The organism is Halobacteriovorax sp. XZX-3, from assembly GCF_043196495.1.
Classification (GTDB): domain Bacteria; phylum Bdellovibrionota; class Bacteriovoracia; order Bacteriovoracales; family Bacteriovoracaceae; genus Halobacteriovorax_A.
The window spans coordinates 24,931-37,619 of record NZ_JBEBMO010000001.1 but is presented as its reverse complement, the minus strand read 5'-3'; the positions used below and the strand labels follow the sequence as shown (position 1 = coordinate 37,619).

Annotated in this window: 12 protein-coding genes; 1 reads left to right on the top strand and 11 read right to left on the bottom strand. The window is 37.6% G+C overall.

What is annotated here, in order from left to right:
- Positions 1-146: 146 nt before the first annotated feature.
- From ABMA70_RS00195 to ABMA70_RS00145, 11 genes are all read right to left on the bottom strand, one after another.
- Positions 147-671 (bottom strand): GNAT family N-acetyltransferase, encoded by a 525-nt coding sequence (locus ABMA70_RS00195; RefSeq protein ID WP_392992229.1) that lies wholly within the window; start codon positions 669-671, stop codon positions 147-149.
- A 19-nt stretch (positions 672-690) separates the two neighbouring features.
- On the bottom strand, positions 691-1,191 hold the full coding sequence (locus tag ABMA70_RS00190) for a hypothetical protein (protein ID WP_392992230.1): 501 nt from the start codon (positions 1,189-1,191) through the stop codon (positions 691-693).
- Between the two features lie 78 nt (positions 1,192-1,269).
- A complete protein-coding gene (locus tag ABMA70_RS00185; protein ID WP_199177516.1) occupies positions 1,270-2,109 on the bottom strand; it encodes a ferredoxin in 840 nt (279 codons plus the stop codon).
- Positions 2,110-2,162: 53 nt separating this feature from the next.
- On the bottom strand, positions 2,163-3,131 hold the full coding sequence (gene truB, locus ABMA70_RS00180; protein ID WP_392992233.1) for a tRNA pseudouridine(55) synthase TruB: 969 nt from the start codon (positions 3,129-3,131) through the stop codon (positions 2,163-2,165).
- Positions 3,131-3,487, bottom strand: coding sequence for a 30S ribosome-binding factor RbfA (gene rbfA, locus ABMA70_RS00175; protein ID WP_103216985.1), 357 nt, complete (start codon positions 3,485-3,487; stop codon positions 3,131-3,133). The genes truB and rbfA overlap by 1 nt, the downstream gene beginning before the upstream one ends.
- Positions 3,488-3,503: 16 nt before the next feature.
- Positions 3,504-6,278 carry a translation initiation factor IF-2 gene (gene infB / locus ABMA70_RS00170; protein ID WP_103216984.1) on the bottom strand — a complete coding sequence of 925 codons (2,775 nt, stop codon included), beginning with the start codon at positions 6,276-6,278 and terminating at the stop codon, positions 3,504-3,506.
- Between the two features lie 39 nt (positions 6,279-6,317).
- Positions 6,318-7,730: a transcription termination factor NusA gene (gene nusA / locus ABMA70_RS00165; RefSeq protein WP_103216983.1), complete on the bottom strand. Its 1,413-nt coding sequence runs from the start codon at positions 7,728-7,730 to the stop codon at positions 6,318-6,320.
- 16 nt (positions 7,731-7,746) lie between these two features.
- On the bottom strand, positions 7,747-8,262 hold the full coding sequence (gene rimP / locus ABMA70_RS00160) for a ribosome maturation factor RimP (RefSeq protein WP_392992236.1): 516 nt from the start codon (positions 8,260-8,262) through the stop codon (positions 7,747-7,749).
- A gap of 215 nt (positions 8,263-8,477) precedes the next feature.
- Positions 8,478-8,942, bottom strand: a complete 465-nt coding sequence (locus ABMA70_RS00155; protein ID WP_103216981.1) for an N-acetyltransferase — start codon at positions 8,940-8,942, stop codon at positions 8,478-8,480.
- A 2-nt stretch (positions 8,943-8,944) separates the two neighbouring features.
- Positions 8,945-9,439 (bottom strand): hypothetical protein, encoded by a 495-nt coding sequence (locus ABMA70_RS00150; protein ID WP_392992238.1) that lies wholly within the window; start codon positions 9,437-9,439, stop codon positions 8,945-8,947.
- Positions 9,440-9,454: 15 nt separating this feature from the next.
- The gene (locus tag ABMA70_RS00145) at positions 9,455-10,738 is read right to left on the bottom strand and encodes a winged helix-turn-helix domain-containing protein (RefSeq protein ID WP_392992240.1); all 1,284 of its coding nucleotides are present in this window, start codon (positions 10,736-10,738) and stop codon (positions 9,455-9,457) included.
- A gap of 199 nt (positions 10,739-10,937) precedes the next feature.
- Between ABMA70_RS00145 and thrS the strand changes: the two genes are divergently transcribed.
- Positions 10,938-12,680, top strand: a complete 1,743-nt coding sequence (gene thrS, locus ABMA70_RS00140) for a threonine--tRNA ligase (protein ID WP_392992242.1) — start codon at positions 10,938-10,940, stop codon at positions 12,678-12,680.
- The last annotated feature ends 9 nt before the right edge of the window (positions 12,681-12,689 follow it).

Genomic DNA, 12,689 nt, shown 5'->3' with positions numbered 1-12,689 from the left:
GATGCCGAACAACCCAGAGGCGACCACAGCCTGCTTCGGCTCCTGCCTCTTGCAGGCATACAATTCTTCCTGAACATAAAGGGAGCCTTCGGGTAACCAACTTCAAAAACCACACTACTACTCATTGAATTAAAGTCCCTAAAAAATTACAACTCGACCCAAAACCTCATCTTCTTCACACCATCAACCTCAATAACATTCTCAAGCTGGCCACCGTTTTTACGAATTGTCTTCTCAGATCCAATATTACCTTCATCACAAGTAACAAGAACCTTTTTAAGGCCCTTAATATTGGCCCTAACGTAGTTTAAGGACTCAGCAAGGATTTGAGTCGCATATCCTTGACGGCGGAAACTGGGGCATACTCCATAACCAATATGGCCACCAACCTTTAAAAGATGATCGTTTAATTCAAAACGAATTGATGTACGGCCTACTATTCTCCCGTCCTCGTTGAAGGCAAAAAGTAATGCGGCAGCTACGTGCTCTTTTGGAATATGAATTCCCCTTGCAAACTCCGGAGCTATCGAAACATATTTCTCAAACTCTCTATTAGCTAGAGTTTCCCAGTAATGAACAAAGTCAAAATTGTTTTCCCAGTCCTCATGGAAAGCAGCAAAGAATTCATCCTTATCCTCATGAGTTAAATATCTTAGAGTAATTCTATTCATGTATCCCCTTCGTCTTAAATTAATCCAAAGACTCTAAATACTCAGCGCAAGCTAAGTAAATATCTGCTTGTAAATGGCGGTTTTCTGACTTTAGAAGTCGGCAAACCTCTTCAGTGGTAGCTGATTTTAAATTATTAGAGTTAACGAAATTTGCATCTCCAGTGAAAACGACAGCAGCTGAGATAGGATGAGAAAAATGCTCTCGCAAGGGCGTCTCGTATTTATCTTCTAAGATCCAATGCCCAAGTTTGTTAATACTTTTCATACTAATGCCAAGTTCAAGACCTAGCATTCGCTCTAAACCAAAAATAACGCTTTCCCCTTCTCTTAATTCTCCTCCAGGATAGTCAAGCTTACCACTGTCTTTAACAAGGTATAGCCACTTGTCACCGGCCCTAGGAACAAAGAAAACATTGGTTATAAGGGATTCGTTAATTGGTTCTCCAGTTAAGAAAAAACGGCGTTTAAAATGCTCGTTATCAACAGGAGATAAGAGTGTTGAATATTTATCTACTTCCATTTAATAATTATAACAGAAAATAGAAACAACAAGGCCCTCTTTCGAGGGCCTTATTTATATCAAAATTTAAAATCTGAATTATGCTTTATTGAATTTGATAACTTCAGTTGGACAAGCTTCAGCAGCTTCAAGAATTAAAAGTCCGTTATCAAGTGGCGCATCTGGACGAATCACACAGTTAGTATCTGTAACTTCGAATACTTCAGGGTAAATACCTTCACAAGCGTTACAAACAATACAACCTTCTTCAATCCATACCTTAGAAACAGCAAAGTTTTCTTGAGCAGGAGCTCCTGCACCAGCAGCACCAGCGAATTCACCAGCAAACTGTGGGTTTGCAGAAATTCTAAGTCCTACAGGAATATCACCTTGTGGAATGGCATCTGCAATAAATGAACGAGTTGTTTGGTGATAAAACATCTTTGGTTTTACGTAACCATATTTTTCATTAAATGTTTCAACAGTATTTTCAGCACCACGGAATGCTTCAATAAACTTGCGTCCCTTCATTGTGCGAGATTGAGTAACACCGTCTTTAGACTTAAGTTCGATTTCAACTGTTGAAGAATCAAGGTTTTCAAGCTCTAAAATATCTTTAAAAGCCGGTCCCATTTTAACTTCAATACCAAAGTCAGAATCTTGAACAGCAAAGTCACTTGAAACAGTTACTTGAGTTTTCTTACCAAATGGGTTGAATAGCCTTACCGTAACGTGGTTAAACTTAGCAGGCTGCCTAGAATTATTCCAACGGTAACCAAAAGCAAAACTTTCATCATCTGAAGATTTTAGAACTTCAAACTTCGACTTCCCAAATAGGAAGAAGAATGAACCTGAAAGAAGGCTTAAAACACCTAGTTGGACAACCATCCCTGTTACAACTAATAATGCAATGGCTAATGCAATTAAAGTAGTATTCACTTTATCTCCTTAAATTTCACTTGTAATTTCCTAGAGTATAGCACGAATTAAAATTATTCGTCTAAGGAATTACACATAGTTAAATCGATTTTATCTAACGCAGCTGGACTAAAGCCCACGCAACTCTTAAGTAGTCCACCATTTGCGGCCGCGAGTCCAAGTGTTTGATTTTGCGATCTCATCCAATAGTGGCCATCGGCCACATCCATTTTTAATGTTTGGCCATTAACAAAACGTAGGCTCATGGCCTCGTCTAATTCTATTTTTTCAAATCCAATAAGTTCAGTTATCGGATTTGTGTAATTCAATAAAAAATCATTAGCGCTGAAATTCTCATCATCAAAGATTGCCAAATCAATACTATTTTCTAAATCAATTCCTGCTGAATTAGTTCGTCTTAAGTCTTCCAGAGCACCTCTTGTTCCTAATTTCTTAGCAAGGTCATCAAAGAGAACTCGGATATAAGTTCCAGAAGAAACACAAACACGAAAGACGATCTTACGGCCCTGAACCTCTAATAGTTCAATTTCATGAATTGTTCGCTCAACAGGTGGCTTTTCAATAAAGACACCTTCTCGTGCCCACTCATGAAGCGCCTTGCCTTCGTGCTTAGTTGCTGAGAAAGCGGGAGGGCTTTGCATATACGGACCAATAAAAGTTTCAAGCTGACTCTTTACCTCATCGAAGCTTACGTCAGAAAACTCTAATTCTTCAATTGTACCTTCTTCAGTATCAAAATCACCTGTTGGAGAATTAACACCAAGAATTCCTGTCGCAATATACTCTTTTGAATCAATTTGAGTGTATTGATTTAATCTTGTTGCAGGTCCAATACCAATAACAAGTAGACCAGTTGCAAATGGATCAAGAGTTCCAAAATGTCCGATCTTACCAATATTTTTAGGAAGGTTTTTTTTAAAGCGCCTAATAACATCAAAGGAAGTTATCCCTTTTGGTTTATCAACTTTAAAAAAGAAAGGCCCAAAGATTGGGCCCTTAAATTTCTTATTTCTTGAAGCCATTAGAAAGACTTTCCTTTATCTTTTTCAGATTGCAGTAGTTTTTCAATTTCCTGCTCATCTTCAAATTGCGAGTCATACTCAGCAGTTAATGAAGGTGTGTGTCTTACTTGTAAAGTCTTAGCAAGGTGACTTCTAATTTTACCTAGAGAAGTATCCATCGCCTTAGCAATATCACCTCTTCTAGAAGGATCGAATGTATCCCAATATAACTTTGCCGTAGAAAAGTCTGGGCTTATCTCAACCTTAGTAATCGAACAAAATGTGAACGCAGAGTTATCTAGTCCACGACGAAGTAATTGATTTACTTCATTTTTAATTTGTTCTTCATATTGAAGTTTTTTCTTATTGCCACTCATGACATCTCCAACCGAATTAAAGAATTGGTGAGTCTGCTGTTAAAACATCCTCAAGCTTACGTTTCTTTTCTTTCAGTTTATATGCTTCGAATAGGTCGCCAACTTTTACATCGTTGTAATTTTCTAGGCCAACACCACATTCGTAACCATTTTTAACTTCTTTAACATCATCTTTAAATCTCTTAAGAGAAGACATCTTACCATCAAACATGATCTTACCTTCTCTAAGAAGACGTACGTTACAACCAACTTGGATGGCACCATCAACAACAATTGAACCAGCAATTGTTCCAACTTTAGGAACAGAGAATGTATCACGTACTTCCGCGCGCCCGATATACTCTTCAGTAAACTCAGGATCGAGAAGACCTTCAACAGCTAGTTTCACATCATTGATTAGTTCATAGATGATTGAGTAAGTCTTAACATCAATTCCATACTGCTCAGAAAGCTTACGTGCAGAAGTTGATGGTCTCATATTAAATCCAAGAACAAAGGCACCCGAAGTATTTGCCAGTTCAATGTCTGAGTCACTAATTTGACCGACACCACCGCGAATAACTTTAACTTCAACCTCTGGATTTGAAATTGTTTCAATAGCAGATTTAATCGCTTCAAAAGATCCTTGAACATCTGAACGAATGATAAGGTTAAGATCTTTCTTTTGTCCCTCATCTGATACAGCAGTTGCAAAGAAGTCTTCAAGAGAAACTTTTGGCCCTTGAGTCTGAGCTGCAGTTTCAATTCTGATTCTTTCATCAATACGGTTTTGAGCAATCTTCTTTGCTTCTCTTTCGTTTTTAACAACGTTTAGGCTATCTCCTGGAGATGGCGCTTCTGCAAGTCCAATAATTTGTACTGGCATCGAAGGCCCAACTTTATTATGTTGAACACCTTTATGGTCAGTTAAACTTCTTGCACGTCCAAAAGTTTCTCCAACAACAATTGAGTCACCTTTTTTAAGTGTCCCTGTTTGAACAAGAACAGTTGCAACAGGACCACGTCCGTGCTCAATTCTTGATTCAATAACAACACCTTCAGCTGGCCCTTTAGGTTCAGCTCTAAGCTCCATGATTTCAGCTTGAAGTGCAATTGCTTCAAGAAGTTCATCAACTCCATCACCTTTAAGTGCAGAAATATGACAGAATTGAGTTTCCCCACCCCATTCCTCAGGAGTGATATTAAATTCTGTTAGAGCTTGTTTAATACGATCTGGGTTAGCACCTTCACGGTCCATTTTGTTAACCGCTACAATTAAAGGCTTACCTGCAGATTGAATGTATTTAATTGACTCTACAGTCTGAGGCATAACACCATCATCAGCAGCAACAATTAAAATAACAATATCTGTAATATCAGCACCACGCTGTCTCATAGCACCAAAGGCCGCGTGACCTGGAGTATCTAGGAAAGTAAGCTTAGAGTCTTTAACATCTACCGAGTAAGCTCCAATGTGCTGAGTGATCCCACCAGCTTCGCCAGCAGCAATCGATTCATTTCTAATATAATCTAGTAGAGTTGTTTTACCGTGGTCAACGTGACCCATAATTGTAATAACAGGAGCTCGAAGTGGAAGCTTATTTAGTTGCTCTTCAGAAAGAGATTCTTTCCCAAGTGCCGCATCCTCATCAAAAGTCTGATCCTCTACTCTATAATCGTAAAGAGACGCAATTTGTCCCGCTAATTTAAGACCAATATAGTCACCATTTCTAACAAGTAGATTTAGGTCAAGACACTTATCGATCATATCTTTAAGCTTAATAGATAGCTTCTTCGCTAATTGCTCAGCGTAAGCACCACCGTGAAGCTTAATAATTCTCTTTGCTTCTTTTACTTCTGTAATCTCAGTTGATTTCGAAGGTCCTGAGTACTGACGCTTTCTCTTAACTTGAGTATACATTGGGCGTCCAGTACCTTGAAGTGAAGAGTAAGACTTAAGCTCTGAAGTTGCACGTTCTTCGTTAAGAGCTTGTGAACGGTTAACCGTCTTCTTAGCACTTAACATAGAAGCAAGACCACTTAGACGATTTTTATCCTTCTTAGCTGTACGATCTTCATCACCTTCAACAACACCTGCTTTAGTGTTGATATCATCTTGAACTTCTTCGTCCTTAGTAGCAGCTTTCTTTGCCTTGCGAGCAGCAGCTTTCTCTTTATCTTCTTTAGTTGGAGCTGAAACAATTCTTAGACCAAATGGCTTTCCATCTAGAGTCGTCGATTCTTTCTTCTCTTCTTTTTCTTCAGAAGCTTTTTTCTCTTCAGTCTTAGCCTCGACAGCAACTTCTTCTTTTGCTTCCTTAGCTTCAACTTCTTTTTCTTCCTCTACTTCAGGAGCGTGAGCTTCTTCAGCAACAGGAGTACTTACAGTCTCTTCTGCATTTACTTCAATATCTTCAGAAGATTCAACAATAGCTTCAGTGTTTTCATCATCAGAAGTTGCCTCCGAAGATTTTGATGAAGCTTTACGACGTACAACAGTCTTCTTCTTACGAGTAACTGTCTTCTTAGCAGGTTTATCTTCCTCACTATCATCGTCAGCTTGTGCCGCAGACTTCTTTCTTACAGTCGCCTTTTTTGCAGCTTTCTTTTTGACCGTTTTCTTCTTTGTCGCCTTCTCAGCAGGTGCATCTCCAGCACTTCCTCCAGTAAGTGATTCCCACTTAGTAATATCTTCATCAGATAATACCGACATGTGGTTTCTTACTGAGAATCCGTGTGACTTCAGCTCTTCTACGAGGTCTAATGGCTTCTTTCCGAGTTCATTGGCCAATTCAAATATTTTCTTAGGCATTTTATCTCCGTAGTATGACTACACTTTTCTATTTTAAAATTACTTAATTTTAAATGCAGCTAATTCTTCTCTTAATCTTCTTTCTGCTTCATTAAATTTGTCTGAACCTTCATCTTCCTGCTCAGCACCTTCTTTATTAATAATACCTAGGTACTTAGGAACTGCAGAAGCAGATACTAATTCTTCTTCACCTTCTGGTTGAAGCTCAATTGTTCCTTCTTCAACTAACTTTGCAGCTTCATCAATTGCAGTTTGTGCTGTAGCAGCATCAACACCAGTCATAGTAGCAATTTCATCCGCAGGAGTTGCCATGAAGTCACCAATTGCCATGATGCTATTTTGTACAAGTACTTGTGCCATTGCATCTGTAACAGATGGGATTTGAAGCAGGTTCTCAACTGACTTATTAACTTTTTCTTGAAGTTTAGACTTCGAGATAATGTTAATATTGTAACCAGATAGCATTGCTGCAAGACGAACGTTTTGTCCACGACGTCCAATAGCAAGTGATAGCTGATCTTCTTCTACGATTACGTCCATTGATTTTGAATCATGATCAATAGAAATATTTTCAATTTCAGATGGAGCAAGAGCTGCAATAGCAAATGTAGCTAGATCATCATTCCATCTTACGATATCAATTTTTTCACCTTGTAGTTCATTAACAATATTTTGAACTCGTGATCCTTTCATACCAACACAAGCACCAACTGGATCAATATCTTTATCTACTGATTGAACAGCGATTTTAGCTCTTTGACCTGGCTCACGTGCAGCTGATTTGATTTCAATTGTTCCATCTTGAATTTCTGGAACTTCAATTTCAAAAAGCTTAACAAGGAACATTGGTGAAGTCCTTGAAAGTCTAATTTCTGGCCCACGGTTAGTCATAACTACTTCAGTTAAGTAAGCTTGTACTCTGTCACCAGGGTTAAATTGCTCACCAGGAATTAGCTCTCTTCTTGAAAGAACAGCATCGGCCTTCCCAAGATCAACAACCACGTTTCCACGCTCATATCTTCTAACGATACCAGTTACAAGATCACCTTGTCTGTGCTTAAACTCAGAGAATAGGATTTCTCTTTCAGCATCGCGAACTTTTTGCATAATAATCTGACGCGCAGTTTGTACGTCAACACGTGTGAAGTTAGGGTTTTCAATTTTGATCCCTAATTGGTCACCGATTTCAACATCTTCATCAAGCTCTCTAGCATCACCTAGATTGATTTCAATAATTGAATCTCTTACTTCATCTACAACGTTTTTATATTGGAAGATCTCTACATCATCGTCATCTTCGTTATAACGAGTTTCGTATTCACCTTGAATTCCAAACTTCTTTCTAGCAGTTACTAAGAAAGCTTGTTCAATTGCGTTTACGATAATGGCCTTATCGATACCACGGTCTTTACCTAACACATCAATAATTTTACTTAATTCTGAGAAACTCATTTTTCACCTCAAACAATTACACTTCTGGTTCAAGTGCGATCTTATTAATATCATTTAAGTTTAATTTTAAATCAAAATCACTATCGAGAGTCACGTCGATATAGTCGTCTCCGTAGCTATTTAAGCTACAAATAACTTTCTTAGCATTTGCTGTTTTCTTATCAAACTTTTCACCTGGGAAAAGATCCCCAAATTTCTTATTAAGTTGAACAAGAATACGCTCGCCGATACTTAACTCTAAGTGCTCTCTTGTTTTAATTTTTCTAAACATTCCTGGAGAAGAAACTTCTAGAACAATATCATCTGGAATCCAATCAAGTGCTTCCATTGGCTCACTAAAAGCGCGGTCAACGTTCACACAATCTTCGATTACAGCTGTTCTTGTCTCTTTATTCATTATGTAGACGCGTAAAGTTTTAGAACCTTTGATATACTCCATATCATAAAGAAGGTAACCTTCCCCACTTACAACTTCAGTAGCAAGTTCGAAAAATTTTTGTTCCATACCTGAATAAGAGATATCTAAATCCATTAAAACGCATCCCATATGCTTTTACAAAAAAGCCTATAAAAATAAAAAAAAAGGGTAGCCCTAAAAGTCTACCCGATTATATCTTGTTAAATATTTAACTAATCGTTATTTACTCAAAAACCTGAAAAAAACTTTCTAATTTCTAAGTACTTATTAATTATCAAAGATTTTGAAATCTTGTCAAGGTTTGTCATTGATAACTTATGAAAACAACTTCAGCTTACGACTTCTTGCATTATAACAGCACTACTCCCATCTGCATAGAAATTCTTCTTTAGATGAATTTTTTCAAGGCCCAATCTCTCATAAAACCTGATGGCCCCCTCATTTGAAGCCTCCACCTCAAGATAAACTTGAAATATTTGGCCATTAAAAACACTCTTGCAATGACTCAGCATGTCTTCAAATAGCTTTTTGGCAATTGAGCGTCTTCTAAAGTCAGGGTGAACGATAATTTTATATAAATGACAAAAATCTGGTTGGTTCACCTCAAACACACAAATTCCCACAACTTCATCATCTTCGGCCCAGATACATGAAATGTCTCGACCAGAGGATGCCAATTGTTGCCAATTTTCTTTTGACCAAGGCCATTTGAAAAATGCAGCTTCAAAATCGCATAAATTCGACAGTATCTCTTCGTCAATATTACTTATTAAGTCTATTTTGAATTCTTTCATCTTTATAAGAATAACCTTGAGTCAACATTCTTTAAAACGAAGTCTTTATATTCCTCATCTATATAAGGGCCATTATCTAATTTATGAGTTTCTAGAAAATTTTGGTATCTCTTCTTCAATTCGTAATTTGTGTTATAAATCTGAACCACTTTTTTAGTTAGCTCTTTACTTATTTTACAAGTGCCAAACTTTGGATACGAAGCGTACTCACTTTCTAAATCCATAGACTTTGAGAGCAATAATACTCTCTTTATTAAGTCTTTCTGTTTTGCATTAAGGGACTCTGGCGCAATTGTAACTTGCTCAAGAGCAGGAGCTAGGCCAGTTAACTTAGCAATATAGTTCTTTTTCCCTATCAGGCACAAACTTTGATTGTAAGCCTTTAAAAGATCATTTGTGTTTTGACCGAAATAGATTTGGCCATTTACAGAGAAAAGGGCCCTATCTTTGAGGGCCCATGTATTCATTAAAAATATTGAAACTAGAATAAATCGCATTAAGTATAATGCTAATTAAACTGGAGAACTAATGTCAACGTTTGCTACAGCTTTACCTGCAGTAAGTTTTGTCTCCATCTGATAACGAATCTTAACGTCTGGGTTGAAAGTATATCCATCTTTACCACGGATAATGTACTTTCTCTTCGTATTACTATTGTCTTTCGGCTCGATAAGCTTTCTTAGACGAGAGATTGACGTATAAATAAGTTTGTCGTGAATTAGTGGATTGTACTCGTCCTTCCAAATCTCACGTGCCAGATCTTCTTTGTCATAAAAAGAACCACGGTTCTTAGCTAACAAGAATAGAATTTCAAGAAGAACAAAACGGTGCTTAAAGTCGATAACACCAATATTCTTTTCTTTCACTTTTCTATTATTGCGATCAAGGTAAATATCAACACTTGAATCATTAACTTCATGAATTTCAGCATCAAGTACATTAGTTAGACGCTTAAACGTTGTTGAATCAACTGCTTGCTTTGCAAGGTTATAGTAAAGAGTAGCTTTATCATAATCACCCTTCACTTTTTCAACCTGACCAATTCCTAAAAGAATATAACCATAAAGATTCCAACACTTCTTATTCTGAAGTGTAATATTAGCAAGATTGAAGTGCTTTAAAGAAGCCTCCACATCACCTTTGGCAATTAGGATTTTTCCATAAGTCATATGCATCGAACCACCAAGATATTCCTTATTAATAATCTTTAATAAGTTATCCAGTTGGGCCATGTAATCAAGAGAAAGGTCGAATTCACCTCTATTATAAGCATTATTAGCTAGGGCCAATAAACACTTTGAGTGAAGATCAGGATCATTTTCTTCTTTAGATTTATTATAAGATAGCTCTAAGTCGCTAAATGCACCTGCAAAATCATTTCGATACGACTTGATTAAACCTGCATAATAGAAGTATTCAGCAGAAAGACTACCAAGGTTTACTTGTAAGTCATTAATGATATTCTCACTCTGATTTACATACTTAGCGGCTTTTTCATCTTCAAGCTTTTCAGCAGCAATTCTAATAAGAAAACTTAGAATTTTTAAAACGCGATAATTATCCTGAGGACACTCAGCACAGTCGATGGCCTTTAAAAAGTTTACTTCGGCCTTATTAAGATCGGCTTTATCATAATGAAGTTTTCCTAATTGGTAATAAGCCTTACCAACCTCTAACTTAGTCAAAATATCTTGTGAAGGAATAAGCCCTTCACCATGACCAAGAAAGCCTAAAACCTCAGTCTTAAAGCCGCTGTTTACACTATTTCCAGATTCTTGTCCCCCGACAATCTGCATATCAACTCCCTATTTCTATTCCGCTGTGAGAATTTTGTGGAATCTTACCACAACATGTTCATAACATGTCATCACGCTGCCCGTCAAAACTCTTTATAATAACTAAAATAATTACACTCAAAATATTGATGAACCCTTTAATTATTTGATATTATGGGCCTTTAAAGTAGGAATTATTCCAAAATTTTATGGAGATTACATGCCCAAGTACGATTTAGACACAATCAGACACTCGAGCGCCCACTTAATGGCGCAAGCAATTTCAAGACTTTATCCTAATGAGAGCGTTCAATTTGGCGTTGGACCTGTTATTGAAAATGGCTTCTACTACGACATTCTGATGGATCGAACCCTGGGCGAGGAAGATCTTCCAAAAATTGAAGATATGATGAAAACAATCATCAAAGAAAAATTACCAATCGAAAGAAAAGTTATGACTAGAACTGAGGCTGTTGAATTCTTCAAGTCGCAAGGTCAGGAACTTAAAGTAGAACTTATTGAAGCAATCCCTGAAGACGAAGAAGTTAGCTGTTATTCACAAGGTGAATTCATTGACCTTTGTCGTGGGCCACACGTAGAAAATACAACTGACCTACCACAAGGTTTTAAGCTTCTTAGCATTGCGGGTGCATACTGGCGTGGTGATGAAAAGCGTGAAGTTATGCAAAGAATTTATGCTGCTTCGTTCTCAGATAAGAAAGAACTTAAGCAACATCTTATGATGCTTGAGGAAGCAAAAAAGCGTGATCACAGAAAGTTAGGAAAAGAACTAGAATTATTCCACTTTGAGCCAGTTGCTCCAGGTGCTCCTTTCTTTATGCCAAAAGGAACAATCGTTATTAACGAACTTGTGAACTATATTAGAAGACTATACCGTATCTATGAATACGATGAAGTTATCACGCCTCAAATCTTAGATAGCTCTCTTTGGCATACTTCTGGTCACTATGAGCACTACAAAGACGACATGTTCTTTTCAAAGATTGACGATCGTGAATATGCGGTAAAACCAATGAACTGCCCATGTCACATGCTAATGTTCAAGCACTATAAGTATAGCTACCGTGACCTACCACTTCGTTATGCGGACTTTGGCCGTCTTCACAGAAATGAAAAAGCAGGTGCACTAGCAGGTCTAACTCGCGTGCGTTCATTCTGCCAAGATGATGCCCATATCTTCTTAGCACTTGATCAAGTTCAAGAAGAAATTCAAAGAACAATGAAGATGATCTTCACAGCTTACGAGCTATTTGGTTTCGATAATATCACTGTTAATTTATCAACTCGTCCAGAAAAGAAAGCTGGTGATGATAAGACTTGGGATATTGCAGAGAACGCACTTGAAGAAGCACTAAAAGCTTCTGGTCACAATTATGTTATCAAAGAAGGTGACGGTGCATTCTATGGACCAAAAATTGATATTGAGGTTGCAGATGCAATTGGACGTAAGTGGCAGCTTGGGACAATTCAGCTAGACTTCCAACTACCAGACCGTTTTGATCTTAAATTCACGACGGCAGACGGTGGCGAAGAAAGACCAGTTGTTGTACACCGTGCCCTACTTGGATCACTTGAGAGATTCTTTGGTGTTTACACTGAGCACGTTGCAGGTGTTTTCCCTTTCTGGCTAGCACCAGAGCAGATCGTTATTGTTCCAGTTAATAATGAAGCACACGGGGAAGCTGCTCACAAACTTAAAGAGCAATTATTTGCGCAAGGTTATCGTGTAAGCGTAGATGATCGTAATGAAACAATGGGATATAAGACTCGCCAAATTCAAAAGTCTAAAATTCCATTCATGTTCGTTGTTGGTGATCGTGAAATTGAAAACAATGCCGTAGCAGTTAGAAAGCATGGAGCAAAAGGTTCGTTCAATTGGACGAATGCAGAAATGCTTGAGAAACTTAAGGCACTAGATAGTTTAAAATACCCTAAAGCATAAGCTTTAGGG